This window comes from Ruegeria sp. TM1040, from assembly GCF_000014065.1.
Lineage (GTDB): Bacteria > Pseudomonadota > Alphaproteobacteria > Rhodobacterales > Rhodobacteraceae > Epibacterium.
Genome location: NC_008044.1, coordinates 1,398,450 through 1,424,073, shown reverse-complemented (window position 1 = coordinate 1,424,073; position 25,624 = coordinate 1,398,450). Strand labels below are relative to the sequence as shown.

Sequence of the window (25,624 nt, the reverse complement as noted above, 5' to 3'; positions counted from 1 at the left end):
CTCGCTGGACCTTTCCACCCTCAGACCCTAGCGTCCTGCAAGATTAAGATGTGAGGCCAAGATGAGCAATCGCACGATTTTTGAGGAAGTCTCCTCCGACAGCAAACAACAGTCCTCGCCAACGCCGGGCGGGATTGATCGCAAGCGCCGGGGCGCGCGCGGTGCGATCCGTGTCTGGCTTGCGGTGCTGTTTGCACTGGTGGTGGCCATGATTGCAGTCGGCGGCCTGACGCGTCTCACCGACTCTGGTCTTTCGATCACGGAATGGCGTCCCGTGACCGGCGCGGTGCCGCCGATGAGCGAAGCCGAATGGCAGGCCGAATTCGAGAAATACAAGCAGATCGACCAGTACCATCTGATGAACACATGGATGGAACTCTCTGACTTTAAAACTATTTACTGGTGGGAATGGGGCCATCGCCAGCTTGGTCGTGTGATCGGATTGATCTGGGCCTTGGGCTTTTTCGGCTTTCTTGTCACCCGAAGCATCCCAACTGGCTGGACCGGGCGTCTGCTTCTTCCGGGTATTCTCGGCGGTGTTCAGGGCGCTATCGGTTGGTGGATGGTTGCCTCCGGTGTGACGCTTGGTGAGGGGATGACGTCGGTTGCCTCATACCGGCTGGCGACACACCTTGGCCTGGCCTTTGTGATCCTCGGTTTCCTGGCCTGGTACATGTTTCTCCTCGGGCGCGAAGAACGCGACCTGATGCAGGCGCGGCGCCTGAAGGAAGAAAAGCTCTTTGGCATGAGCACCGGCCTTTTGCACTTTGCCTTCCTGCAGATCCTGCTGGGTGCGCTGGTGGCTGGCATTGATGCAGGGCGATCCTACACCGATTGGCCGCTTATGGGGGGGCAGATCTTTCCACCGCGCCCCTTCATGATTGAGCCTCTGTGGAAAAACTTCTTTGAAAATCCTGGGCTTGTACAGTTCATTCACCGGGTTGCCGGCTATCTTCTTTTTGCCTTTGCCGTTGTGGTCTGGCTGCGGGGACGCCGGAGCGCACACAAGGCGACGCAATTTGCCTTCAACGCCGTGTTCGCAGCACTGAGCCTCCAACTCGTGATCGGCATCGTCACAGTCATGACCGCAGCCCCGGTCGAGATCGCAATCGTTCACCAAGCCGTCGCCGTGCTGGTTTGGGTGCTGATCTTGCGCGCGCGCTTCCTCTCTGCCTATCCTGTCGCAACTTCCATCAAAGGACATTGAAGACATGAGCTCTTTTGAAGAACTGATTGCTTTTGAACGCCAAACGCAGGCTCTGGGTCAAATCGCAGGTCGGTTGGGCTGGGATCAGGAGACCATGATGCCTCGCGGCGCGGCCCCCCAGCGCGGTGAGGAGATGGCGGCAATCGAAGCCGTGCTGCACGCGCGTCGCTCTGATCCTCGGGTCGCAGAGTGGCTCGACACTGCGCAGGCCCCGGATGAGACCGGCGCGGCACAATTGCGCGAAATTCGCCGCGCCTACGAGCGGGCGGTCAAGGTCCCCGGTGATCTGGCCAGTCAGATCGCGCGAGTCACATCCGAGGCACAAGGCAAGTGGGCGCAGGCCCGCGCCGATGAAGATGTCGCGGCATTCCTGCCGGTCCTCAGCGAAGTAGTCGCACTGAAGCGGCAGGAAGGTCAGGCATTGGCGGCGGGTGGAAACCTCTACGACGCAATGGTTGCAGATTACGAGCAGGGCACAACCTCTTCGGAAATTGCGGAAATTTTTGATGCGATGCGTCCGGGCCTGGTCGATCTACGTGCGCGCGTGCTGGAAAAACCGACCCCGGCGGGGCTGTCTGGCACCTTTGACGAGAACACCCAGATGAAGCTCGCGCGCAAGGTCGCCAAGACCTTTGGCTATGATATGAGCCACGGTCGCGTCGACAAAGCGGTCCATCCTTTCAGTTCGGGTAGCGGTCTGGATGTGCGCATTACAACGCGAACCAACCCGCTAGATCCGTTCAACTGCATCTACTCAACCATTCACGAAGTCGGCCACGGCGCCTATGAGCAGAATATAGACCGGGTTCATCTGCTGACTTCGCTTGGCCGCGGCGTCTCCATGGGGGTGCATGAAAGCCAGAGCCGGATCTATGAAAATCAGATCGGTCGCAGCCGCGCCTTCACCGGATGGCTCTTCAAGGAAATGACCGAAGCCTTTGGGGATGTTGGCGTTTCTTCTCCGGAGGAGTTCTACAAAGCGGTAAACCGCGTGGAGAATGGCTACATCCGGACAGAGGCGGATGAGCTGCAGTACAACCTGCACATCATGCTCCGATTCGACCTGGAACGCGCCTTGATGCTGGGCGATCTGGAGGTTCAGGACCTCGAGAGCGCCTGGAATGATCGCTTCCTTGCCGATTTTGGCTATGCGGTGGACAAGCCCTCAAACGGATGCCTCCAGGACGTTCACTGGTCCGTTGGGCTCTTTGGGTATTTCCCGACTTACTCGCTTGGCAACGTCTACGCTGGCTGCCTACATGAGGCGCTGCGCCGCGACATCGCGGATCTGGATGCACAACTGTCTGAAGGAAACACCTCTGGTGCGACCGAATGGTTGCGGGAAAACCTGCAGCAATTCGGCGGGCTGCGAGAGCCGCAAGAGACCATTGCCCATGCTGCAGGCTCTGCGCCGACCCACGCCCCATTGATGCACTACCTCGAAGCAAAATTCTCAGAGATCTATGATCTTTGACACAGGTGACGTCGGAGAAAGATCAAAGCCCGGGCAATATGTCCCGGGCTTTTTTTAGATCAACGCCATCCGCTCCGCGCGTTCGGGATCGGGGAAAGGTCGATAGAGGCCAAAATCGGATCTCGCGATAAGAACGTTGACGTTTGCATAGAGGCGCGCGACCTCCTCGTCGTGTTCACCCAGAATTCGAAACGCCTGATCGAGCTGAGTCATATTCTCAAACTCGATCTCCAGCAGGAAATCCTTGCAGGTATCGTTTGCAAGGTTCAGCTTGCGCCGAAGTAGGCGCCAACCGGTGATCGCGCCGCGACTTTTCAGATATTCCATCCATTGCTCCACTGCGCTGGCAAAGGCCAAAGCCTTAGCTTCGTGTTGGAGGTCAATCTGACAATGGTAGAGATTCATGCGCCGCTTCTCCCGACTCAATACGCGGAAATCACGGTCAAGTTTGCGCCCAAAACATGAGCGAAGCGTAAACGAAAAACGCCGCCCCAAATCTGGAGCGGCGTATTCGCGAGATTTTAGCGGTAAGAGATTATTCTTCCACGGTTTCTTCGTCGTCACCGTTGTCCGCAATCCAAGCGACCGAGACGACCTCTTCACCCTTACCGGTGTTGAAGATCCGCACGCCGCCCGCAGAACGAGACCGGAAGGAAATGCCATCAACCGGCACGCGGATCGACTGCCCCTTGGATGTTGCCAGCATGATCTGGTCATCCAGTTCTACCGGGAAGGAGGCCACCAATGCCCCGCCGCGCATGGCTTTGTCCATCGCGGTGACGCCCATTCCGCCACGCCCGCGCACAGGATAATCGTGACTGGACGAGAGCTTACCGGACCCGCCTGCAGTAATGGTCAGGATCAGGTTTTCCGCCGCAGACATCTCTGCAAAGAGCTCGGTAGAGAAATTCGGATCCTCAACCGCATCCTCGTCAGAGGCATCCTCATCCGTCAGACCCGCCATGGCGCGACGCATCTTGAGATAGGCGGAGCGCTGCTCGGGCGTGTATTTCGAGTGACGGATCACCGACATGGAGACAACCTCGTCGTCCTCGCCAAGCTTGATCCCGCGTACACCGACCGAGTTGCGAGAGTTGAAGACGCGCACCTCAGTGGTAGGGAAGCGGATCGCGCGACCGGTATTGGTCACCAGCATGATGTCGTCATCTTCCGAGCAGATGCGCGCATTGATCAGCTTGGTGCCTTGGTTCTCATCCTCGAACTTCATCGCGATCTTGCCGTTGCGCATCACATTTGTGAAGTCGGACAACCGGTTACGACGCACAGTTCCAGCAGAGGTCGCGAACATGATCTGCAGATCATCCCATTCCTTTTCATCCCGATCGACTGGCATGATCGCCGCGATGGAGACGCCCGTGGGGATTGGCAGAATGTTGACGATCGCCTTGCCCTTGGAGGTCCGTCCCCCTTGCGGCAGGCGCCAGGTCTTAAGCTTGTAAACCATCCCGTCGGTGGTAAAGAACAGAAGCTGCGTGTGGGTATTCGCCACAAAGAGCGTGGTCACCACATCCTCTTCTTTGGTCTGCATCCCGGACAGCCCTTTGCCGCCACGTTTCTGGGCGCGGAAATCGGCGAGCGGCGTACGCTTGATGTAGCCACCAGAGGTCACGGTCACGACCATGTCCTCGCGCTCGATCAGATCCTCGTCCTCCATGTCGCCGGACCAGTCGACGATCTCGGTGCGACGCGGCACGGCAAAGCTCTCGCGGACCTCGGCAAGCTCATCGGCGATGATGCTCATGATACGTTCGCGTGACGATAGAATCTCAAGGTATTCCTTGATTTTACCTGCCAGTTCTTCAAGCTCGTCGGTGACTTCCTTGACCCCCAGTTGGGTGAGGCGTTGCAGCCGGAGTTCGAGGATCGCGCGGGCCTGTACCTCAGAGAGGTTATAGGTCCCGTCGTCGTTCATCGTGTGGGTCGGATCATCGATCAGGCGAATGTAGCCGGCAATATCTGCCGCAGGCCAGCGACGAGTCATCAGCTTGTGACGGGCCTCGGCCGCATCCGCAGAGGAGCGGATGGTGGCGACGACCTCATCGACGTTGGACACTGCCACCGCCAAGCCACACAGGATGTGGCTGCGCTCGCGTGCCTTGCGCAGGTTATACGCGGTGCGACGTGCGACAACATCCTCGCGGAAGTCGATGAAAGATGTAAGGAATTTGCGCAGGGTCAGCTGCTCGGGGCGACCGCCGTTCAGCGCCAGCATGTTGCAGCCAAAAGAGGTCTGCATCGGCGTAAAGCGATAAAGCTGGTTCAGAACCACCTCGGGTGTCGCGTCGCGCTTCAGTTCGACGACCACGCGCACACCGTTGCGGTCGGACTCGTCCTGCACATGTGCCACGCCTTCGATGCGCTTCTCTCGCACCTGTTCGGCGATTTTCTCGATCATGGACGCTTTGTTGACCTGATAGGGAATCTCATCAACTACAATAGCATAGCGATCTTTCCTGATCTCTTCGACGCGGGTTTTTGCGCGAATGATGACGCTGCCGCGCCCCTCAAGATAGGCTTTGCGCGCTCCCGATCGGCCCAGCATCACGCCGCCGGTCGGAAAATCCGGTCCCGGCACATATTCGATGAGCTGCTCGGATGTCAGATCGGGATCTTCGATCAGCGCAAGCGTCGCATCCACCACTTCGCCAAGGTTGTGCGGCGGAATATTGGTGGCCATCCCCACCGCGATACCCCCGGCGCCATTGACCAGCATATTCGGGAAACGTGCTGGCAGAACAGTGGGTTCCTTGTCCTTGCCGTCGTAGTTGTCCTGAAAATCAACCGTTTCTTTTTCGATATCGGCGAGCATGAAGGCCGCAGGCTTGTCCATGCGCACTTCGGTATAGCGCATCGCAGCCGGGTTATCGCCGTCCATGGAGCCAAAGTTGCCCTGGCCGTCCAGCAGCGGCAGGGACATGGAGAAGTCCTGCGCCATACGGACAAGGGCGTCATAGATCGCGCTGTCGCCATGCGGGTGGTACTTACCCATCACGTCGCCAACGGGACGCGCCGACTTGCGGTAGGCCTTGTCGTGGCTGTTTCCGGTCTCATGCATCGCATAGAGGATCCGGCGGTGGACCGGCTTCAGACCATCCCGAAGATCGGGGATGGCGCGACTGACGATGACCGACATCGCATAGTCGAGATACGAGTTGCGCATCTCGGATTCGATGGAGACCGTCGGACCATCGTATGATGGACGCTGAGGTAGGTTTTCGTCAGGGTTTTCAGGGGTTTCCGGCGTATCGCTCACGTTGGCTGCCCGCTTCTCTTTGGGATCTATATATTGTGGGACTACCTTATCAGACTGCGCATATACCGTGCAAGCAAGCAGCCCTGCAAACCTTAGCAGCATCTACGGATAACTGCTAACAAACTGATTTATTTGAAAATTTACCTATCATGAATAGGCTGGGTGTATCGAAACTTTTCGGAGGACACAAATGGCGCCATCAGAGACAGAATTGATGCTCAAGGGATATGGGCTCACAACGGCCGAATTGACCTACAGAATGCCCGACTACGCCCATGTCTTGAACACCTTCGTCTGGCAAGACTATGATCTCGCCCCGGACCACCCACGATTGTTTTCCTTCATCGAGTTCTGGCAGGAAGAGATAGAAGGAGCCCTTCATCACGTTCGCTTTGCGCATCGCAAGATGGTTTCCGCCGGGGAATGGCGAAACGTCGTCGGCGAATTCTACATCAACTAGATCCGGTTCGATGGCTTGGCCTTTGCGGCAAGCTGTGACACTGTTTTGAACAGACGATTTCATCCTGCGGGATGCGACCTCAAGTTTCAGGAGCAGTGTCATGTATTTCAACGAATATCCGGATAGAGAGATGCTCTCGATCTCGGTTGCCAATCGGATTGCCGGGGATCTGAAAACCCAGCTTTTGAACGATGGGCACGCCGCCATCGCCGTCGCTGGCGGCACCACTCCGGGCCCGATATTCGACGACCTCTGCGCTGCTGAGCTCGATTGGGCCAATGTCTGCGTGATGGCTTCGGACGAGCGTTGGGTTCCAGAGGACAGCGATCGCTCGAACGCAAAGCTGATCCGCAATCGGCTCTTGACCAACCGTGCGTCCGAGGCCCGGTTCTTGCCGTTTTACAAAACAGGGCTTGAGCCAAACGACGCGATCGCGCCGCTCTGCGAAGAGGTGCGCGGGCAGGGTGGCCTTGGAGTTGCGCTCTTGGGCATGGGCACGGACATGCACACGGCCAGCCTCTTTCCGGGCGTTTCCGGGCTCGAGGCCGCGCTGGCCGCAGACGCGCCAGAGCTTGCCGTAATGCGTCCCGATAGCCAACCCGAGCCGCGTATCACGCTGACCGCACGGGTCCTGGACGCCGCTATGGCAAAACACTTGGTGATTTTTGGTGCGGACAAACGCGAGGCGCTGGAACGCGCGCAAAGCCTGCCGCCAGAAGAAGCGCCGATTCAGGCTGTCCTGTCTGAATGTGAGGTCCATTGGGCTGCCTGAGCCCTCGATGATCTTGCCGCAGGGAGGTGCTCAGCCTGCCTGCGTCGCCCCATCAACGTCGACAAACTGCTGCGTCAGGCTCTCCGGGATCGGATAGCCGGCGCTGCCGTCCGCGGTTCTAAACACCATCACCCCGACCATGCTGGCGCGAAGATCGCCGGACCATATCTGCTGTTCCAGCACATAAGAGGTGCGCCGGAACGACAGAACCCGAGCAGTGGTGATATAGGTTTCCCCGAGCACCATCTCGCGCAGATAGTGAATATCCGCGTTGCGCACCACATGACGTGGCTCTTCGCCATTGAAATGATGGCGAAAATGGCTGTTGTAGTAGTTCACCCGAAGCGCCTCGAACCAGTCGAGATAGGCTTTGTTGTTTACATGCTGCAGGATGTCGATTTCAGAGAACCGAACCCGGTCCGCCATTGCCATGGGCGCGGGATTTGACAGGCCATACGCGCGTTGTTCTTCGGCGGTGAGCGGGGTGAGAAATCGAGGTTCCATGGCACTGGCCTATTTCGAAACCCACGCAAACGCAAGCCGTTCCAGCGGCGGCAGACGAGGTACGATAGAGGTCAGGGGGAGTTTGGAGCGGGTGAAGGGAATCGAACCCTCGTCGTCAGCTTGGGAAGCTGCTGCTCTACCATTGAGCTACACCCGCGACAGGGGTTCATTACCACTGACCGGCTGACCTCGGCAAGCGAATTGATCCTCAGTTCTGGTGATTTCTCATCCGCTTTCAGTAGGCTAGCGGTGGACACCTATGCAGTGAGGCAACCACCCCAGATTGCAGAAGATTATCGAGGCAATTCACGTCGCGTTCTCCCCAAAAGCTCTTTACATTCCGAAGCGAGGCTGACAAATAGCCTCTCACTGCGGGTGTGGCGGAATTGGTAGACGCACCAGATTTAGGTTCTGGCGCCGCAAGGCGTGGGGGTTCAAGTCCCTTCACCCGCACCACATTGTTTCCAAACAAAAAATCTAGACCCTAGGGAAAGCCAACTTTTGCGGCGTTTGTCGAGTTTCCCATTTAGTTTCCCGCTTTCTCGTTCTGTTCATGTTCTGGTCCGTCGCGCTTGTGCGGACTTTGAAAGGCGCTTCTGATTGGCTTGACTTCGATATTTCTTGACCATCTCAAGCGTCTTGTGACCGGTCACAGCTTGGATCTCGCTATCGCTCGCACCGGCCTCTGCCAGGTGGACCGCAGCGGTGTATCGCCATCCGTGAATTACATAGCCAACAGCACCGATTTTCTCGCGCACGGCCATGACGCGCTGCTGAATAGTCCGCTTCGCGACTCCTTTGTGCAGTGACTGCGCGATGATGAAGCGCCCTCTACGCGGCAAGCCGTCGAGGTATCGCTTCAAGAACGTAGGACAAGCTACCCACAAACGCGCTGCTGTCTTCTCTTGAACGACAGCGATGAACTGGCCGTCATAGTGCGCCCACTCCATACCTACCACGTCACCGATTCTCTGACCGGTTCCCACACCCAGCATGTAGGCAGTCAATTCCCATTCGAGATCATGTTTCTTGCAAAATGCCTCGAAGGCTTGCAGCTTGGCGTCAGGCCAAGGCTCATATTCACCCCCCGTCAGCTTCTTCACCCCGCTTGCTGGATTTGCTGTAATCCATTCAAGATCGATGGCGTGACGCGATAGGATGGAAATCATCTCGACCATTGCATTTGCTTTACGCCATGTATCGGCATACGCATCGCGAGCGGCAATAACGTCGCGCCTGCGCAGCTTGGTGAAATCCTTGGGGCCGTTCTTTTCTCTGATCAGCTCAAGCGTGCGTCTGTACTCTTGCTGCACTCTGGGCTTTCGATCTCTGAACTCTGGCGTCTGGTAGTAGCTGACAATCAGGGCCTCGAATGTCGTTTTGGCCTTTTTTTTCGCGCGCCCTGATCGGATGGCCCAATAAGCATCATCAAATTCTTGGCTGTCAGGGTCATTTGGAAGACGCTGATACGTCTCTCCGCGCCGAAAATAATAGTAGACACGACCCTTGACGGTCTTGGTCGTCACATACTTTCGCTCCAACTTCTTTACCATGTGAACTCATCTTCGCTCATAGCGTTGCCGTTCAAAACTGACTCAAGGTCGGACACCCGCCAGCGCTCAAAGCCAGAGATACGAACTGGAGAGGGGAGAGATCCGGCCTGCACCAATCGGCGAAAGTCTGACGGAGCCATGTCCATCATCTTTGCCGCTGTGCGTTCGGCAACTGCTATCTGTGCGATTCGTCCCATGGGGGAGTCCTTAAACGGTCGGTCTGCTCTATTTGATGTACGGGCACTATTCCGTGCGCAGCACCGAGAGCTTCCCTTCGTTTGGTGCGAATTTCGGATCCGCGCGGTATTGCTCCGCCTCTTCGATCTGATCCAAGAAAGCAGCGCGGGAAGTGCATTGGGCGCCAATACCAACCGTCAAAGACTCAATCGCGTGATCGGATTTGATTTCAGTATGAGCATTCATCTTTAGGCCTTTCGGTTGGTTCGTGGATTAAGCCGCGGCGGCATATTGCTTTGATGCTTGGTCGCCCCATTGCAGAGCGGCGGCTTCCATCATTCCGGGGAAGGATCGGCTGCGCAGTCGGGTGCGCTCCGCGCTGGGCGACATCCGATGAATACGGTTCCATTTCTTCCACTCATCGGATCCGCGTTCCGGCTCCTTGAGCCGGTTGGTCTCGACCAAGGGTGAAAGGCCGCGCAGATACCATCCTGTCGCTTTATAGGTCGGCTCACCAAACCAGAACGGTTGCACAAGGTGCGGTGCTGGCAAATCTGCGGGCATTCGATCTTTGGCGAGGTCGTTCATCACCGGGTTTTCGATAGCGACCCGATCAATCGGAGCGCGCCAGCAAGCAGTAAAAATACTGACGCCTTCCTCAAAGTCGTCGCGCATGTCTTGCCAGGTCTTCCCCTTTGGGAGTTGACGGGGGCGGGTCCACTTGCCGGGGCCACTCATCCAGCGACGGCCGGAACGACACAAGCGTGTGCAAGGCGGGTGCATCACGGTCAAAAGATCCCAGCCCTCGTCAAGTATACCGTCGCGAATGTCGCAGCGGATATGGCGGTTGGAGCCATCCTCTGCGGCCTCAATGTCGCAAGACCAGACGTCATGGCCGAGGGCCTCAAAGGCGCGCCGGGCGATGCCGCTGGTTTCACAACCGATCAGTATCTTTGCCATTTGGATCACCTTTGGAATTTTGCCCGGGGCGCTTTGGTTCGCGTGAGTGGTGGACGTGGCCCCGGGCGCTGCGGCACTATCCGCAGGGTGTGAGAAAAGGGCAGGGGTGCGATCACCCCTGCCAGTTGGTCAGAGGCAGGTTTCAGGCCTCGACGGGGATCTTGGACGGCGCGCTTTCTTGGCCGTTGAACGGGCAATCTGGGCGACCGTCGGTCGCGCGTTTGGTCGTGCGGCTGATTGCTGCCTCGATCCAAAGCGAAATCGCTTGGCCTCTGGTAGGCGCGTCGACGCGGATGCCGTGAAGATCAACCATCCAAAGCATTTCTTCATAAACCCATGGGTCATGATCTGGACGCCAGATGTTGCCGCCGAGCTCACGAAATTTGCGCGCGCGGTTGAGTAGGGGCGTGGCTTTCAGGATCTGGGCAGCGGAATAGGGGGTCATGCTCTCTCTCGGTAAATGCGCGGGCGGCGTGCAATTTGGAGGATTGAACCGCCCGCGCCCGATCCGCACCGCAAGACGGGTGCGAAACCTCTGGAATGCGCGGCAAAGCCAATCCTCAAAACCTTGCCGCGTGGTGTTCATATTGGGGCGGGTGGAGCCCGTGGGGGCTGCCCGATATGCGCCGCGCTTACCGCGAAGAACGGAGGGGCATTGCGGCTGCGTCGGGCATTACGCCGCATGGCGGCGGTGCGGCTGGATCCCCCGTTCATCCATGATCGCGCGGACCTTCTGCCCGACACGATCCAGAGCCATATCGGTCGGCTCCGGTGTTGGCGCTGGGCGATCAATCAGATGCTGAGGGCGCAAGCGCGCAGGGTTGAAGCCCTGGCCGCGCGCGGCCTTCATTGTTGCCCATGCGGATGTAAACAGGTGGATTTCGTCGAGGTGCTCCTCGGGCGAACCGGCGATTTGCCGAGCGGCTTGGGTAAGGTCTTGCATTCAATCCTCCATCGGTTGATGAATTGACTGTAGTGGGGTAATATTACCCCGTCAAGGTAAGTGGGGTAAAAAAACCCCATTCGATGCTTGGAGACTCATCATGGTCGGGAGGGGCGGGTCCCAGCCCCAAGCAGACATGATCGATCTACACCTCGGGCGGAGGGCCGACCTTCGCTGCGCTTGTCACGAACGGCAGCAGTGCGCAGATTTCGGACACGCACTGAGCGAAGTACGCAAGGCAGAGTCGAGGGTTGCACCAAGCTCCCGCGTTATTTTGCCTGATCCCTGTCACCACAGGTTGTGCAGAAACGTGTGTACGTGAAAGTCAGTTTTGCTCTGGAGATGCGTTTTCCTAAGAGGCGCTGGCCATCTGAGCTTGAAACTCTTCTCCCTTTCTAGTTGTCTTGCGGTGGATCCTTCTCGGATCAGAATTTAAGCGAGGTGTAGAGCATTGCCGGTTTCAATGGATGAATTTATTGGCCAAGTGGATCCTGAAAAAACTGTGCTTCTGTTTGGTGCAGGCGCATCAATCCCGTCGGGGGCTCCAGGCGTTGATTCACTGATCAGTCATTACTCCGAAAAGTACAGCCTGGAAAAAGATCTTGAGCTGTCCGAAATCACCTTCTTGGCCGAAAAAAAGTCAAGCCGTCGGCAGGTCATTAATGACTTGCGCAAATTTTTCCCACATGTGAAGCCGAAGGGTGGACTCATGAAAATCCCTCGCTGGAGGTGGAAGAGTATCTATACTACAAACTATGACACTCTCGTAGAACAATCGTTCGATAGTGCCAAAAAGAGGTGTCGAGTATATTCTTCTAACTTTGACTTCCATATAGATGAGGAAGAATACGATTGCGAGCTATTTAAGATTCATGGGACAATTGAAAAAGATATTTCAACCGGCCATCATAGCAGAATTATCCTGACTGTGGATGACTACGATCATACTGAAGAGTTTCGAGAACAGCTTTATGATCGGATGCGCGGCGATCTGGCAGGTGCCGATCTTGTGATAATTGGGCAATCACTGTCCGATCCAGACATGGATACTCTGGTGAGGCGGGCTGTAAAGATCAATGAAAAAGCGCTATCCCCTGGTCAGATCACACTTCTGATCTACTCTGAAAACCAAAGTCGTGCGCTCCTTCAAGAACGCAAAGGGTTGCGTGTAGTCTTCGGCGGAATTGACGAGTTCTTCACGCGACTCGACAAAAGACCGCCAAAGATCGCACCCGTCATGATTTCGAAAGACGACGAGGCGCTAATCGGCACGCATATATCAAACTCTATTGTCGAAGTGTCGGAAGTTTCCAATGGAGCCGAAGCCGACGTCAGTTCGATGTTCAACGGCTGGCCTGCAACTCACCGAGAGGTCGAAGCGGGCCTAACATTCGAACGCGATATCTCACGTGAGGTTGCTAAACACTTTGAAGATCCTTGTACCCTTTCTGGGGTTATTCTAGGGGCTGCCGGAGTAGGCAAGTCAACCGCTGCCAGACAGACATTACAACTCCTCCGCCGCGCAGGCTTCAGGGCCTGGGAGCATGTGAATGAACATACTCTTAGCGTCGCCAACTGGAGAAAGATTGCCGGAAACCTCAAGGAAAGTGAGCTCTTAGGTGTCCTGCTTGTAGACGAAGCACATTCTCATTTGCACCAACTTAATGAGCTGATGGACCTGCTTGTCGCAGATGACAATCCGCACCTGAAAATTCTTGCTGTTTCAACAAAAAGCAATTGGATACCTCGAAGCAAAACACCAAACTTCAATCGTTGTGGGAAGGATTTTTGGCTTTCAAAACTGTCTGTAGATGAGATCGACCGGCTCTTGAATTTAATTGAACGACAGCCGCGCATCCGTGAGCTTGTCGAGGAGTCTTTTAGCGGATTCAACAAAGGCGAGCGCAGAAGGCGGTTGGTGCATAGATGCGAAGCAGACATGTTTGTTTGTCTGAAGAACATTTTTGCGTCTGAGTCGTTCGACGATATCATCCTTCGAGAATTTGCTGGCTTGGACGCCATCCCTCAGGACATTTATAAACACGTCGCAGCTATGGAGACACTCGGAGTACGCGTCCACCGCCAACTTGCCGTTCGCATGCTTAACGTTGAAGCGAGCAATATCTCAAATATTTTGACTTCCTTGGATGATATCGTCGAAGAATATCCGGTTGATCGACGCAAAGGAATATATGGGTGGAAGTGCAGGCATGGTGTCATTTCAGAAATTGTCACTAGATACAAATTTGGGGATCTCGAACAGATAATATCCCTCCTTGATCACGTCATAGATAACATTTCTCCGTCCTACGATATTGAGGTTAGAACCCTGCGCGAGCTTTGCAATCTCGACGGCGGAATTTCACGAATTCCCGAAAAGAAAGAGCAGAATCGTCTATTGAGGCGAATGATATCCATGGCCCCAGGCGAGAGGGTTCCGCGACATCGGCTGATCAGGAACCTCATCGACCAAGGTGAGTTTGAGAAAGCGGAAACGGAGATTCGCGTCTTCAACTTTGACTTCGGCTCAGACGGCCCCGTCCATCGCTATAAAATTAAGTTGATGGTTGCTCGAGCAGCTCGTGCGCCTGGTTTGCTCGATGAGGATAGAATTGTTATTCTTGAGCAAGCCCAAGAACTTGCTTCGACGGGTATCGCCAGGTTTCCGAACAATAAGAGTATTCTGTCCGCATATGCAGAGCTAGGTTTGGAGTATCTTCGTCGAACCGGGTCATACAGCTTTTTCGATGCCTCTATGGATGAGTTGAAGGCTGCGGAAGGCCGACTCGGCGACCCAGATATTACGGCTATGATCAGTCGCTTCGAACGTCGCGCAGCAGGCTCTGAGGCCGAACTCTGAAATATCTTGAAGGTAATGAGGTAGGAATTCAGTCCGTGCCGGGCTGCGTCCGATACGATCATCTCTTAAAAGCGTGTACCGATCATCAGCTGTAACTAACACGAATGGCGGCTGTGAGTCGGTCACGTCTTTGTGCTTGGCTGGCCGCTGCGACTTTGCAAAGGTCGCTATCTGCGCAAAGCCGCCGCTCATAGCTGATGCAGCATTATGGACTATGAGCATTTTCCTGTCGTGAGATCTTCTGCAGCATCTCTCCGAGTGGAGGGTCTGTCTCCCGCCAGCCTTGCGAGCATTCTCGCGAGGATATATTCGGAGAGACAAAACCAATTATATACTATTGATAACTGGGGTACATTCTAGCATAGGGATGTAAGTCCCGTTATGTGAAGATCATCCGATGACCAGACCAACCCAACTTGAACCAAACGTGATCACTGAACAGGGCCTACGCGAGCTTGCTGAGAAGGGGCATGGGGTCGAAGTGTTGTGTCAGACCGTCCCGGAACGCAAAGGACCAAGCTGGTATGGCCGTTGGATTATGCGGACTATAGGGGCTGACGGTAAGGAAAAGCTCCTTGTAACTGCAAGGACTCGCTTGACGCAGAATTCGATCAAGGTGCGAGAGTTCAAAACAGCGACAGGTGTGATTTCCTTCTTGATTGGCATTGGGTTCGATCACGCAGACATCCCGCTCCGAGAAGGTGAAACGACCCTGCACAAGCTACTCAACGGCTAGTGGCTGTGATCCGGTCCCCGGTCGATGTCGCGATCCTTCTCGACCTCCTATTCGCGCTCGCCTTCGATATCCATCGAATGGCGCATTTCAAAACCGTCGGCCCTCTCCGGACCTTCGCGCCTGCGCAGTGAATGACCGGTACTCAGCCCAACCACGACATTCATGCAAGGCGCAACGAAAGGGCTGCTGCGAGCGCGAAAGGCTTCCTGACAGCTGTCACCCCGCAGCAGGGCTGGCATGCGATTTTGCTGCAACACTGCTGCCGCGACGCCGCATGTCCGGTTTGAGCCCACATTGACCGATGCTGCGACAACGTCCAATGACTGAAATGCACAGCAAGCCGACTTCATCCAGTCACAGGATCGTTGGAAGCGAACGCGCGATAAGGCCAAAGGTCGTCGCTGTTGAAAAGCCTGCAGCCTTGCGGGATGCTGAGGAATGTCTAATTGTGCCGTTGTGATAAATTCCTGGGAAAGTGCAGCTGTGCAGAAAACATACTTGGGCCTATTTTTATCCTGTGCTTTTTCAGCCAGTGCATCCGCCTGCGAAGTCGATGCTGAATTTGTGAGAGAGAGTAACAGCGAAACGCTGATCGCCTGCCTGGAAGGATCGGAGAGTGATGAGTTTCTGAATGGACGAAACTCCGAACTCGCTACCGTTTTGCATTTAGCCGTCGAAACAGAGAAGAACCACCTCGTGCTTGATGCAATACGTCGAGCCGCAGGCGAGGAGGGCTGGCAGAACTTACGAGACCGCTTGGATAATGCCGGGCGCACGGCACTGCACATTGCTACCGAGACTGGTGAAACCGCCGAAACCGTCCGCTGGCTTTTGGCTTGGGGTGCGGATCCAAATGCGAGGTATGCGGTCGAAAATCGGTGGAATCCCTTGTCCTCGGACTACGGAATTACGCCACTCCACTTAGCCGTAATGCGCCCCAACAGCGCGGATGTTGTCTCGGCACTAATGGCAGGTGGTGCTGATCCGTCGATAGCTCGCCCGATCGAGTCGAATGCAGACAAATACTATTGGCCTGCTTTCCTGGTCGCGAGCCGTCATGCCGAGGACCTGCGGGTCCTGACTGCCTTCGCGGCCGGTGGAGGGGACCTGAGTGTTGTTTCAAACGATGACAACAATGCGCTGCATGTTGCGGCGGGCTGGGACCGGCCGAGTGGCGTGATCCGTTTTCTCCTTGAAAAGGGAGTAGATGCCAACGCGACTAACAATGAAGGTCAGACACCTCTGCATCTCGCTGCTCGTTACTCATCCAAACCGGAAACTGTGGCGAGCCTCCTCGAAGCTATGGACGACCCGTGCGCCGCAGACACAAAGGAGCGTACCGCACGCGAGTTGCTTAAAGTGAATGAGGCTATCGCCGGGGACCATGCGCTAGATCTCCGGTTTCATGAGATCTGCGTCGAAGGGAATTGAGACAATATGCGACGGATAGTAAGCTTCGTTCTTCGCGTTCTCAGGCGTACCGCTTTCTTACTTGTTTTCGTAGTGTTGATCCTCGGCAGCAATATCCTTTTGCTGACCGCTGACGCAGTTTACGACGCCACAAAACGAGGTCTCTGGAGTTTAGCCAGCGTTGTGGCAGATGTCGGCACCCCGACAACTCATCGCGGAAACCGCGAAGCCGTGGTCAGACTGACTGCGCAGACTGAAGTGTTCGAGGCCGAGGCGCAGCGGCTTGATGCCGAGTTGCGGCGCGCACGAAACGAAGTGGTCGAACTCAGTGCTGACAATGAGACGTTGAATCGGCGTGCTGCCCGTCTCGCGGACGAGAAGGCGGAGCTCGATCAAAATCTTAGACGCGCTCGGCGGGAGCTAACAAACTTGTCCAGCGAAACCGCGGAACTCACCGCCGAACGCGTTCGCCTTAGTCGTCGGCTTGCTAATCTCGAAATTCAAGTCGAGGAGCTTGATGGACCACTTCGCGAGCGTGTCAGTGCGATCAACGAACGGCTTGCTCGACGAACTTCGCGAATGATCTCCACTAATACGTCCTCAATGGCGATCGAAGCGGTGCCATATGTCGGCGTCGCCGCGATTGTCGGTGTTACCTTCATGGAGGTGCGCGATGCCTGCTTAACCCTAGCAGATACCCGCGAGATGTCGGAGCTGCTATCGGGTGAGCCTGAAGCGGAAGTTCCTGCCTGTGGCTATTCGCCAGCGGAGTTTTGGGATATTTTGGCAGGTGGTCCTGACGTGACTTCGTGCCGCGATCTGAGTGCAGATGTGCCAGCCGAACTTCGGTTCGACTGCTCAACTATCCTGCGCCCTGGCGAATCTGCATCGCCGAGTTTTGATGGTGCGCCTGAGTTCGAGAATGTAAGGCGCCCAGGCGAATGACTTATTGAGCGACCGGCGAGGCTTCGAGGATGTCGCCGCGCACCGATGGCATTGGTTTGGAAATGCCTGTCTATTTCCTGCCTTCTGTGACGGCTATGTTACCGATTCCAATGCTCTCACGAATGCCCACAAAAACTTCAAAGCGCTCATTGCTCCTCGGCAGGCGAGCGGCTGATATGTCCGCCTCCCTTCCGTTCGACAGTGGTTTATGGCTGCATCTGCAGCGAAGGTCTGCTCCCTCGATTGCTCGTGCAGCATGGGGCCATTGCCCAGGTGGCAGATCCTAAGACTTTGCAAATGTCGCTAACTGCGCATAGCCGCCAAGCAGGTCTATCTAGACTTGACGCATGAAGCGATATGTCATGCCTTTTTCGCCAAGTCGGCTGGCCAGTGCAGTTGGACCCGAGCCGCCCACTTCAGACGCACGTTCCAGATGTTGTTCGCGCCGGGATTCAATGAAATAAGATGAAATAGGCCGGGTTCGTCCCCGGCCTTTACTTGTTTGACCCACCCCATGCCGTCCTCGTCTTCGCAGACACAGCGATGCCCGATGATGTCCGATGGAACGCTGTCGTGACCGTTTCGGCTGTAAAACAACAAGTCCCTGTCCGAATAAACGGGCTCCATACTGTCTCCCTCAACCTCAACAGCAACGATGCCATGCGGAGACAGGCCCGGAGGGCACTCCACCTGCGGGCCACCGCCTTTCGGGTAGGCATCGAACACCGGAACCTGCGCCCCCGCGCCAACTGTGCCCGCGATCGAGATAGTCGGGCGCACAGAGGGTGCGGTATTCCCTTCCAAGAAGTTTTCGAGGTTGGTCCCGAAAGATGCAGCTATGCGGATGGCATCGTCAACGTTTGTCGACTTACTCTTGCCCTGCGAAAGATTTTTGAGTTGCTCATAGGAAACGCCTGCGTCCAGAGCGACCTGTCGCATAGATTTGCCGGTGGTTTTGATAGCCGCAAGAAATGCGTCCCGAAAAGTCTGTTGCATGAGGGGTAAATTACCCCATTGTTGAGCGTCGCGCATGGCGTAAAATGACCCTTGACCGATGGGGTAAATAAACCCCATTAAGGGGCATGGAACAGTTTCTCGAAGAGATCACAACCTATGCGGCTGCTGTTGGCCGAAGCCCGCAGCATATCTTGCGTCAAGCCATCGGTGCCAATTGGCGCCAGTGGAAAGCCTGGAAGGCAGGACGGTCCAGCCCGACGCTGCACACCGTGGACAAGATCCGCCGCTATATGGCCGACAATCCCGCACCTGCGGACTCGCCGGAGGCAGCCGCATGAGCCGCCAGCGTCTAACCCTGATTGTGAACAATGATCTACCATGCGGTCATGATGCGCGTGGCGCTGGGCAAAAGTCTTGGTCAAATCAGTTTGACCCGCACGCCCTAAAGGTCAGCGCGCCTGATCTTTGGTCGTCATACTTCCGTACCCGGTTCCACAGCCCGCGCGAGGTCGCGCTGTTCTGCGATGTATCGTTTCAGACCGCGCTGAACTGGTGGGGCGCCGTCACAGCGCCAGCCAGCCATATCGCTTTGCTCGTCATGCTGACCGACCCCGGCGCGCCTGAGTTTTTCGGTCAGGCGTTGGAGGTAGCGGCGTGAATATGGCTCACAAAAGCAAGAGAAATCAGCACCCACTAGTCCTTACTTGGGTCCCAATCATAGTTGAGCGCGTGACCATCCTCACATGTGATCGTGCGGATTTTCACGCCAGCAAAGCCAAATTCCGGGTGATCCGAAATTTTTGTGACACTCGCAGGCTTCCCGCATTGTGCGCAGGTATGCAGGTGCGACGCTTGTGCCGGTTGACCCTCCAACTCCGCAACTCGCGCTTCAAGCGCTTCAATCCGTCCGGGCAGCTCTTTGAGCCGCTTCCAGATGGGCGCTTTATCAAGGATTTTCAAAATGTCTGATACCGAAACCAAGGGCGGGATACCTTCTGTTGATGATGGCAACTCGGTGGAGCAGTCGATTGTCGCCAAATTTGGAAGCAAGCTCTCCACTTTTGAGATTACCGTTCGTCACCTCTCTAGCAACCGTGAAGTGAAACGGCGCTACGAGTTTCGCCAAGACAAGGCGACCGAATGAAGTGTCGTCACAGAGAATTTCATTCTGCTGCCTCCTATCTGGTTAGCGGGATGAAGGCGCTCGGTGGGGCTGCAAACCCACCGCGCAACGAACACGCGCCGGAATACTTCCCCGCTGGACATCACGGGACAGCGGAACACCAAGATCATGCTGGCATCAGGACCCGGCGCGGCCTGAGAGAGCAATGGAGCCTGAAAAGCTTGATCACCGGGGCGCGGGCGGGCGCCAGAGGCGGGCAATCCCGTCACCGTCAGCTATTCTTAGGAGGTGCCACCCATGGGTAAGCGCAGCTCCTTCAAACGCCGCAAGAATGATCTGTACCGCACGCCCTGGGGGCCGGTGCCGATATTGGCGCCACATCTGCCAGCGCAGTTTCGGTTCTCTGAGCCTTGCGCCGGAAACGGTAAACTGATCGACCACCTGCGCCGGATCGGTGGGACGTGCGCCGAGGCGGTCGATATCAATCCCGGGCGCGGCGACGTAGTACAGGGCGACGCCCTGAATTGGCAACCGCTGCAGCGCCCGCAGCGCCCGCTGGATTTCATCATTACCAACCCGCCGTGGTCGCGCGTGATCCTGCACCCGCTGATTGCGCACTGCATTCAGGTCTGCCCGACGTGGCTGCTGTTCGATGCGGATTGGTCCTACACCCTGCAGGCGCGCCCGTACCTGCGCCACTGCCGCAAGATCGTATCGGTCGGGCGGGTCAAGTGGATCGAGGGCAGCAAGCACACCGGAAAAGACAACTGCGCCTGGCATCTGTTCACAGCAGAGGACCACGGGCGCACCGAGTTCATAGGGAGGGTCTAACCATGAATCCCAGAGAGCAGGCCTGTGCAGCCGTCAGGCATGCGCAGGAAAGGCGCGACACCCGCGCCCTGGCCAAGGCTGCCGCCGAGGCCTGTCGGGTCACGCACAAGATCTTGGGCCCTGCGGTCGCATCGACGGTTCCAGCCGCGTCGCTCGGCGGAAAGCTATTCTCGCAAGCCTTGGCGCAGCTAAGGGGGCGGTCATGACGGCCAAGAAAGAGGCATCGGTCAGCATTCGCCGCCGTACTGCATTCTCGACAATCCCGAACGCTTTGATCCGCGATGTGGAGATCTCGCCAGAGGCGCGGCTCCTGCTTTGCTACATCATGTCATGCAGCGATAGTTGGACGTTCTACGTTTCCGAATGTCAGCGCATCCTCGGCTGCAAAAAAGACAAGTGGCAGCGGATCCGCCGCGAGGTGATCGAAGCGGGCTATCTACGCGTCCACGCCAAGAACGGCGAAAACGGGCGCCTGGAGGGATATATCTGGGAAGTGTTCGACGAACCGCAGGCACCAGATGCAGTGTCATCAGGGGGTAGCGAGCCACAAGATGCGGGGGAAAACGGCAATCACCGTGAGCCGGAAAAACCGGCTACCGGTGCGCAGCCGGTCGAACCCTCTCACCGTGAGCCGGAAAAACCCGCCCGCCGGTTGAACCCGCCCGCCGGAAAAACCGGCCCCATAAGAAAGAACAACAAACAAAAAGAAAAACAAACAAGTTGCGCGGACCAATCCGCGCCCACAACGGATGTTTGTTCGGATAATTTGTTGAAAGACTTCGAGCGGGTGTTTCCGAAGCTGGCGACAGCGAAGGCAACCCTTCGAGCGATCAGCAGAGCCTTGGAGTCCGGGGCTACTGCCGAGCAGATCATCGGCGCAGCCGAGGCCTATGCGGCTGAGCAGCAGGGAAACGCCCCGCGCTATATCCGCCGCGCAGATCGGTTTTTCGAGGATGGTTTCTGGCAAACCTACGTTCCAGCCCAGCCTGCCACGCCCAGCGCATCCGAAACTGATTTCGTCGAACACTGGGCAAAGACGATACGCAGCGTCGAAATGGGCCATTTCATGTTCGGCAAGATCAGCCCTGACACCGCAGCGAAGTGCATCCGTGCCGGGAAGGTGACCGCTGCGGACTGCCGTAGGGCTGGACTTCGCATCACCGACGCAGAGGCGCAAGCCATGCTTGAGGTGGCGCAATGAGCAACCATGCTGACCCCGACACCCATGGCCACCGCTTTGGAGCTGTGGTCGTGACCGTCGATCTCGCACTGGGCGATTGCGTGATCCGCGCCCCGCAACCCAGCAAGGGACCGTTGCAGACTATCGACCGGCAAACGCGGTTCAACTCTCTCGACGAGATCCGCGAAGCCTATCGAACTCAAAACTGGCTTAGCCGGAAACCTCAACAGCACCCGCACGCCGGAGACATGGCAAGCGCCCTCAAATTCGCAGGACAGCGCCTCAAGGCTGAACAGGAAAGGAAACGCCGTGGTTGATCAAGCCTCTGACGTTTGCGCGGAACTCAGCAAGACGCCAGTCGACTTCCCATTGCTCGCCAAGGCCGCACAGATCCTCATTGAGGACCAGAAGGCCAGCACCTCCTATGTGCAGCGCTCCCTGGCCATCGGATACAACAAGGCAGCGCGGTTGCTTGAGGCATTGGAAGCGCTGGGCGTTGTGACTGTCCATGATCACGTCGGACGCCGTGAGATAGTCGCGACAGAGGTACCAGAGCGGTTGTTTGAAATGGCTGCGACCCAAGCCTCGAAGGTGAGTTCCCTTCCGATGCGGGAGACCGAGGCGGATAGGGCCGTCCGGGAGGGGGCAGAGAGTGCCGCATATCGCGCCACAGCGAGCGAGCTCCGGCAGTTTGTGGAACGCTTCGAGCGCCTGGAAGAAGAGAAGAAGGCCATTGCTGAGCAACAGAAAGAGGTCATGGCCGAGGCCAAAGGCCGGGGATATGACGTCAAGGTATTGAGAAAGCTGATCGCCCTGCGCAAACGCGACGCCGATGACATCGCCGAGGAAGAGGCCGTTCTCGCACTCTATAAAGAATGCTTGGGAATGGGGTGACAACTATGACGGAGCGCCCACTAAAGAACATCACCCGTGAATCTCTTGCGCCGCTTTGGGCTCGCAAGGATATTCCAACAGAGCGCATCGCTCAGGCGCTGGGCGTGACGCGTCAGGCCGTCAGCTACAAAGCCCGAACACTTGGGCTGCCGAGCCGCGCGAAAGTGCGCAAACAGCTCTGTGATAACGAGACGTTTCGCCGGATGTGGCTCGCCGGTGTCAACTCGACGGAAATGGCAGAACACTTCGGATATTCTCACCGCTCAGCGATTGGGACGCGTGCAGGGGTGATGGGCTTGCCGCGCCGGTCAGGCTGTACCGACACGGGCAAAACAGGCGGGTGGGTTCAGACGATCTCTCTCGCGCAGTTCTTCGAACAAGATCTGCGAGAGCGGATGGAGGCAGAAGCCAAAGAGAGAAGGGGGACGCAGTGACAGAACGCATGACAGCCGAGGAATATCGGGACGCCCATCAGGCCACCACCGTCGAGGACCGGCGCCGGGTGCGCGGCACGAAGCGCACGACTACCGCCGACGGGATCACTCACGACAGCAAGACCGAGGCTGAGCGTTGGGAAGAATTGAAGCTGCTACAGGCGGCGGGCGAGATCTGCGGCTTGCGGCGTCAGGTCGAGATCGGGCTGATCGGGCGAGACGGGCCGATCATGACCGACGGCGGGGCCAAGCAGCGCGTCTATCGCGCAGATTTTGTTTATGTCGACAATCGCCTCGGCGTGACTGTGATCGAGGATCGCAAAGGCCATGAAACGGAAGCGTTCAAGCTTAAGAAAGCGATTTTGGCCGCACAAGGCATGGAGATCCTAGTCACGCGAGCAAAGGGCTAAGTCATGGGCGTAGTCGAGGACCTGAAACACGAGGTGGCGAACCTGCGCAAACTGCTCGATCAGGCGCAGCGCTCCGGGCAGCGCAAAGCCTCGGCCTCGGTTCCTGCGCTCTATCAGCCCGATCTACCCGCAGTCGTGCGCTATCCGCTGGCGGAGTTTGCCGCAGGCCGGGGCCGCAACGTGCCGCTGCCCGAGAGCGTCCAGGAGATCGCGGAGGTAATCGGCCGGCGCAATGCGGTGCGTCTGGTAGAGGGCACCCGGGCGACAGGCGCGCGGAAATGGCGGCGACAGCTTTACGTCCCGGGCAGCATCCCCGAGGACCACCGGATCGCCACCATGATCGGCATCGAGGCGGCGCAAAAGCTCAGTCACAGCCATGCGAACTGTATCCTCGAGCTTCCGAGCTGCCACGGGCTTCGCAAGGCGTACATGGCTGACCATGCGTTGCGCCAGTGGGACGCAGGCGCATCCATTGCCGAGATCGCGCAAGAAATGGGCGTCGAGATCAAGACCGCGCAGGGGCTGTTAGATCAGGGCGAGTACTGGCGCAAGAGGCTAGGGTAGCTATCAAAACAAGCACTATTCGCCTTGGACTGCAGCGAGTTCGAGCCCTATCTGGTACTTTACAGAAGGCATTGAGATCGGCACTGTGGTGGACGTGCGAGCCTGCGTGAGTTGGTTTTTGCGTACATCAAAGATTGAAAAACTTGATAAGTCGGCCTTTTCGTATTTTCTAGGAGCTCCGTATGTCGCGTATTAAAAACTTCGGCTCTTTTTTGGGTGGTGTCGGAACAGCTGTAGCAGCAAGTATTGGAGCGTATTCTCTTTTCTATCCGGGTAAGCTTGCAATCGAATCCCCACCCGACTTGATCGAAAGTGTTGGAAGTCTTTCATCCGCACTTGACGGACTGAGCCTAGCGTTGACGGAAGATGAAAGCGAGGCACTCAAGCAACGGCTTCAGTCACTGGAAACGCAAATCGCACGAACGATTACAACAGGTGACAACGATCAGCTTCCCTTTGTGCCACGTAGCTTCCAAGGGCTTAGAACCTTTGAGCAAAACGTAGCTTACGACTTTATCGCTCCTAATGGTGTCAGCCGCCTTCTAGTTTTCGAGGATACGAACTCCGGGAGTGCGATGTTCGTACAGGTCGATGGCGCGCCCGCTGAAGTCAATGCTTGGCCGACAATCGGCCAACATATCGATATCGAGTTTGGCAACGAGAGCTGTCGCTTCGAGTTCATTGACCTAGAACGTGGGAGCAGCATCACATCGCGAGTAAACTGCAGTTGAAGGCGGTAGTGCCTGTACTCTTTTATGATTTCTCTAACTGAAACCAGATTTGTATCCCAGACTTTGGGGGCCGTTTAGTCCCTACTCAACAGGTATCCCTAGCCCAACTAACTTCTGCTTTACATAGCCAAGCGCTATATCTTTCATCAGGCCAAGAGCAACACCCCCAACCTGGGCAGCACTCTTCTTGGTTTGATCCCAAACGCCATCGTCTTCGATGGATAAAACATAATCGTGCCCTTGGTTTGTCATTCGAAAACGTGTTTCAGAGTGACGTTTCATGAAACCAGCATCACACAAAAGAGCGATATGATAGTTTTTCTTCACCTCGCTTGCAGACATGCTGTTGGTCTCTTGACTGGCTGCAAGGTAGGGGTCGTCAGCGAGCTCTAAAGCTAACAACATTCTTCTAATGTAGTCGTCGTCACGCTTCATTTTTTATTCTCACATCAGCAGAACCGGGGCGGGGATAAAGGAGACTAATCTAACTCGCGAAATGGCTGACTTAGAAGTTCCAAGAGTTCGACAGGTGTGTTCAAGAACACCTTCTTCAAATCTTCTGCTTTGATCTCCGCGAACGGACGGCATGTGTCTTCTCTCAGTTTTCTAATTCCACTATAAAAACCTTTAAGACCTTCGTATTTGATTAGATCCTCGATCCGATCAAATGCTTCTTGGTATGCACCATACGTCTGTATGTTAGCACCGAGTTGAGGAAAGCCCTCGTACATCACACGCGATATATAGACTTTCGCGTGCTCTGCGAGCCCTTCTTCGAGTATTGTCGCCTTGGAGGGCCATCCATTAGGGTTCAAGCAGTGTACTAGTTCGTGCGAGAGATGCGCGACGCGGAAAGCAAGCTTATCAGCTTGGTGACTAGGAATTAAAATCGCCACACAAAATCGATCCGCCTCAGATAGATAGACCGTGTGTGGATATCGACGAGGCCCGAAATAAGCTCCCTGAAGATTTACAAGTTGATGCGGTTCACCGAATAGCTCAGCAACCATACTCTGCACGAGGACTAGCTCTGTTTCGTCAACGGATGCTAAGTTACTTATATTAATAATCTCTTTGCTCACACGAAATCCTCATTCACACCAATCACACCGGTTGCGACATTCTATTGGGGAGTTTTATGTTAGGGAATAAAACCTCCAAACTCCACGCTATTATTGTTTAGAAGCAAATTCTATTGTGAGCCGATATCGCGTCAATGCAGGCG

The 25,624-nt window shown here is 56.1% G+C and carries 31 protein-coding genes, 2 tRNA genes and 1 pseudogene; 21 read left to right on the top strand and 13 right to left on the bottom strand.

Annotation, left to right across the window (positions count from 1 at the left end):
* Positions 1 to 61 precede the first annotated feature (61 nt).
* Positions 62 to 1,207 carry a heme A synthase gene (gene ctaA / locus TM1040_RS11050; protein WP_011538674.1) on the top strand — a complete coding sequence of 382 codons (1,146 nt, stop codon included), beginning with the start codon at positions 62 to 64 and terminating at the stop codon, positions 1,205 to 1,207.
* Positions 1,208 to 1,211: 4 nt separating this feature from the next.
* Positions 1,212 to 2,681: a carboxypeptidase M32 gene (locus TM1040_RS11045; protein ID WP_011538673.1), complete on the top strand. Its 1,470-nt coding sequence runs from the start codon at positions 1,212 to 1,214 to the stop codon at positions 2,679 to 2,681.
* A gap of 54 nt (positions 2,682 to 2,735) precedes the next feature.
* Here the strand turns inward: TM1040_RS11045 and TM1040_RS11040 are convergent, their stop codons facing one another.
* Positions 2,736 to 3,086 (bottom strand): DUF6614 family protein, encoded by a 351-nt coding sequence (locus TM1040_RS11040; RefSeq protein ID WP_011538672.1) that lies wholly within the window; start codon positions 3,084 to 3,086, stop codon positions 2,736 to 2,738.
* A gap of 130 nt (positions 3,087 to 3,216) precedes the next feature.
* Positions 3,217 to 5,955, bottom strand: coding sequence for a DNA gyrase subunit A (gyrA, locus tag TM1040_RS11035; RefSeq protein WP_011538671.1), 2,739 nt, complete (start codon positions 5,953 to 5,955; stop codon positions 3,217 to 3,219).
* Between the two features lie 190 nt (positions 5,956 to 6,145).
* Between gyrA and TM1040_RS11030 the strand changes: the two genes are divergently transcribed.
* Positions 6,146 to 6,415 carry an usg protein gene (locus tag TM1040_RS11030; RefSeq protein ID WP_011538670.1) on the top strand — a complete coding sequence of 90 codons (270 nt, stop codon included), beginning with the start codon at positions 6,146 to 6,148 and terminating at the stop codon, positions 6,413 to 6,415.
* Between the two features lie 100 nt (positions 6,416 to 6,515).
* Complete coding sequence (gene pgl / locus TM1040_RS11025) at positions 6,516 to 7,187, top strand: 6-phosphogluconolactonase (RefSeq protein ID WP_011538669.1); 672 nt, start codon at positions 6,516 to 6,518, stop codon at positions 7,185 to 7,187.
* 30 nt (positions 7,188 to 7,217) lie between these two features.
* On the opposite strand, the gene TM1040_RS11020 is transcribed toward pgl, so the two are convergent.
* Positions 7,218 to 7,691 carry an acyl-CoA thioesterase gene (locus TM1040_RS11020; protein WP_011538668.1) on the bottom strand — a complete coding sequence of 158 codons (474 nt, stop codon included), beginning with the start codon at positions 7,689 to 7,691 and terminating at the stop codon, positions 7,218 to 7,220.
* Between the two features lie 83 nt (positions 7,692 to 7,774).
* Positions 7,775 to 7,848: transfer RNA gene (locus TM1040_RS11015), tRNA-Gly, on the bottom strand.
* 214 nt (positions 7,849 to 8,062) lie between these two features.
* On the opposite strand from TM1040_RS11015, the gene TM1040_RS11010 reads away from it, so the two are divergent.
* Positions 8,063 to 8,147, top strand: a tRNA-Leu gene (locus TM1040_RS11010).
* Between the two features lie 95 nt (positions 8,148 to 8,242).
* On the opposite strand, the gene xerC is transcribed toward TM1040_RS11010, so the two are convergent.
* The 6 genes from xerC to TM1040_RS10980 all read right to left on the bottom strand — a co-directional run bounded on the left by xerC (position 8,243) and on the right by TM1040_RS10980 (position 11,324).
* Positions 8,243 to 9,244: a site-specific integrase gene (gene xerC, locus TM1040_RS11005; RefSeq protein ID WP_011538667.1), complete on the bottom strand. Its 1,002-nt coding sequence runs from the start codon at positions 9,242 to 9,244 to the stop codon at positions 8,243 to 8,245.
* On the bottom strand, positions 9,238 to 9,441 hold the full coding sequence (locus TM1040_RS11000) for a hypothetical protein (RefSeq protein WP_044026742.1): 204 nt from the start codon (positions 9,439 to 9,441) through the stop codon (positions 9,238 to 9,240). Before TM1040_RS11000 ends, xerC begins: the two co-directional genes overlap by 7 nt.
* Before the next feature lie 46 nt (positions 9,442 to 9,487).
* Positions 9,488 to 9,667, bottom strand: coding sequence for a hypothetical protein (locus TM1040_RS10995; protein WP_044026741.1), 180 nt, complete (start codon positions 9,665 to 9,667; stop codon positions 9,488 to 9,490).
* A gap of 27 nt (positions 9,668 to 9,694) precedes the next feature.
* Positions 9,695 to 10,381 (bottom strand): hypothetical protein, encoded by a 687-nt coding sequence (locus TM1040_RS10990; protein WP_011538666.1) that lies wholly within the window; start codon positions 10,379 to 10,381, stop codon positions 9,695 to 9,697.
* Between the two features lie 142 nt (positions 10,382 to 10,523).
* Positions 10,524 to 10,826, bottom strand: coding sequence for a hypothetical protein (locus TM1040_RS10985; RefSeq protein ID WP_044026740.1), 303 nt, complete (start codon positions 10,824 to 10,826; stop codon positions 10,524 to 10,526).
* Between the two features lie 228 nt (positions 10,827 to 11,054).
* Positions 11,055 to 11,324 carry a hypothetical protein gene (locus tag TM1040_RS10980; RefSeq protein ID WP_011538664.1) on the bottom strand — a complete coding sequence of 90 codons (270 nt, stop codon included), beginning with the start codon at positions 11,322 to 11,324 and terminating at the stop codon, positions 11,055 to 11,057.
* Positions 11,325 to 11,787: 463 nt separating this feature from the next.
* Between TM1040_RS10980 and TM1040_RS10975 the strand changes: the two genes are divergently transcribed.
* From TM1040_RS10975 to TM1040_RS10955, 4 genes are all read left to right on the top strand, one after another.
* Positions 11,788 to 14,184 carry an SIR2 family protein gene (locus tag TM1040_RS10975; RefSeq protein ID WP_044026739.1) on the top strand — a complete coding sequence of 799 codons (2,397 nt, stop codon included), beginning with the start codon at positions 11,788 to 11,790 and terminating at the stop codon, positions 14,182 to 14,184.
* Between the two features lie 397 nt (positions 14,185 to 14,581).
* On the top strand, positions 14,582 to 14,920 hold the full coding sequence (locus TM1040_RS10970) for a hypothetical protein (RefSeq protein ID WP_011538662.1): 339 nt from the start codon (positions 14,582 to 14,584) through the stop codon (positions 14,918 to 14,920).
* A gap of 438 nt (positions 14,921 to 15,358) precedes the next feature.
* Positions 15,359 to 16,351 (top strand): ankyrin repeat domain-containing protein, encoded by a 993-nt coding sequence (locus tag TM1040_RS10960; RefSeq protein ID WP_011538661.1) that lies wholly within the window; start codon positions 15,359 to 15,361, stop codon positions 16,349 to 16,351.
* Between the two features lie 6 nt (positions 16,352 to 16,357).
* Positions 16,358 to 17,275, top strand: coding sequence for a hypothetical protein (locus tag TM1040_RS10955; protein ID WP_011538660.1), 918 nt, complete (start codon positions 16,358 to 16,360; stop codon positions 17,273 to 17,275).
* A gap of 360 nt (positions 17,276 to 17,635) precedes the next feature.
* Here the strand turns inward: TM1040_RS10955 and TM1040_RS10950 are convergent, their stop codons facing one another.
* Positions 17,636 to 18,271 carry a S24 family peptidase gene (locus TM1040_RS10950; protein WP_011538659.1) on the bottom strand — a complete coding sequence of 212 codons (636 nt, stop codon included), beginning with the start codon at positions 18,269 to 18,271 and terminating at the stop codon, positions 17,636 to 17,638.
* A gap of 86 nt (positions 18,272 to 18,357) precedes the next feature.
* Here TM1040_RS10950 and TM1040_RS10945 point away from each other — a divergent pair, with 86 nt between their 5' ends.
* The 12 genes and pseudogenes from TM1040_RS10945 (at position 18,358) to TM1040_RS10885 (ending at position 24,399) form a co-directional block, all read left to right on the top strand.
* Positions 18,358 to 18,570: a hypothetical protein gene (locus tag TM1040_RS10945; protein WP_044026737.1), complete on the top strand. Its 213-nt coding sequence runs from the start codon at positions 18,358 to 18,360 to the stop codon at positions 18,568 to 18,570.
* Positions 18,567 to 18,890: a hypothetical protein gene (locus TM1040_RS10940; RefSeq protein WP_011538658.1), complete on the top strand. Its 324-nt coding sequence runs from the start codon at positions 18,567 to 18,569 to the stop codon at positions 18,888 to 18,890. Before TM1040_RS10945 ends, TM1040_RS10940 begins: the two co-directional genes overlap by 4 nt.
* 303 nt (positions 18,891 to 19,193) lie before the next feature.
* Positions 19,194 to 19,376 (top strand): hypothetical protein, encoded by a 183-nt coding sequence (locus TM1040_RS10930; protein WP_044026736.1) that lies wholly within the window; start codon positions 19,194 to 19,196, stop codon positions 19,374 to 19,376.
* A 276-nt stretch (positions 19,377 to 19,652) separates the two neighbouring features.
* Positions 19,653 to 20,186 carry a class I SAM-dependent methyltransferase gene (locus TM1040_RS10925; protein WP_011538655.1) on the top strand — a complete coding sequence of 178 codons (534 nt, stop codon included), beginning with the start codon at positions 19,653 to 19,655 and terminating at the stop codon, positions 20,184 to 20,186.
* Positions 20,187 to 20,388: 202 nt separating this feature from the next.
* The gene (locus tag TM1040_RS10915) at positions 20,389 to 21,387 is read left to right on the top strand and encodes a helix-turn-helix domain-containing protein (protein ID WP_011538654.1); all 999 of its coding nucleotides are present in this window, start codon (positions 20,389 to 20,391) and stop codon (positions 21,385 to 21,387) included.
* The gene (locus TM1040_RS20405) at positions 21,384 to 21,683 is read left to right on the top strand and encodes a hypothetical protein (RefSeq protein WP_011538653.1); all 300 of its coding nucleotides are present in this window, start codon (positions 21,384 to 21,386) and stop codon (positions 21,681 to 21,683) included. Before TM1040_RS10915 ends, TM1040_RS20405 begins: the two co-directional genes overlap by 4 nt.
* Positions 21,676 to 21,894 (top strand): annotated as a pseudogene (locus TM1040_RS20555) (DNA translocase FtsK); the annotation flags it as partial. The gene TM1040_RS20405 and the pseudogene TM1040_RS20555, both read left to right, overlap by 8 nt.
* A 78-nt stretch (positions 21,895 to 21,972) precedes the next feature.
* Positions 21,973 to 22,260 carry a DUF2312 domain-containing protein gene (locus TM1040_RS20505; RefSeq protein ID WP_044027111.1) on the top strand — a complete coding sequence of 96 codons (288 nt, stop codon included), beginning with the start codon at positions 21,973 to 21,975 and terminating at the stop codon, positions 22,258 to 22,260.
* Positions 22,261 to 22,265: 5 nt separating this feature from the next.
* The gene (locus TM1040_RS10900) at positions 22,266 to 22,694 is read left to right on the top strand and encodes a hypothetical protein (RefSeq protein WP_011538651.1); all 429 of its coding nucleotides are present in this window, start codon (positions 22,266 to 22,268) and stop codon (positions 22,692 to 22,694) included.
* A complete protein-coding gene (locus TM1040_RS10895; protein ID WP_166485544.1) occupies positions 22,691 to 23,104 on the top strand; it encodes a DUF1064 domain-containing protein in 414 nt (137 codons plus the stop codon). Before TM1040_RS10900 ends, TM1040_RS10895 begins: the two co-directional genes overlap by 4 nt.
* A gap of 3 nt (positions 23,105 to 23,107) precedes the next feature.
* Positions 23,108 to 23,668, top strand: a complete 561-nt coding sequence (locus TM1040_RS10890; RefSeq protein WP_011538649.1) for a hypothetical protein — start codon at positions 23,108 to 23,110, stop codon at positions 23,666 to 23,668.
* Between the two features lie 182 nt (positions 23,669 to 23,850).
* Positions 23,851 to 24,399, top strand: coding sequence for a hypothetical protein (locus tag TM1040_RS10885; RefSeq protein WP_011538648.1), 549 nt, complete (start codon positions 23,851 to 23,853; stop codon positions 24,397 to 24,399).
* Between the two features lie 81 nt (positions 24,400 to 24,480).
* Here the strand turns inward: TM1040_RS10885 and TM1040_RS10880 are convergent, their stop codons facing one another.
* Complete coding sequence (locus TM1040_RS10880) at positions 24,481 to 24,834, bottom strand: DUF2513 domain-containing protein (protein WP_011538647.1); 354 nt, start codon at positions 24,832 to 24,834, stop codon at positions 24,481 to 24,483.
* Positions 24,835 to 24,878: 44 nt separating this feature from the next.
* Entirely contained in the window at positions 24,879 to 25,481 is a 603-nt protein-coding gene (locus tag TM1040_RS10875) for a hypothetical protein (protein ID WP_011538646.1), read from the bottom strand.
* Positions 25,482 to 25,624 lie beyond the last annotated feature (143 nt).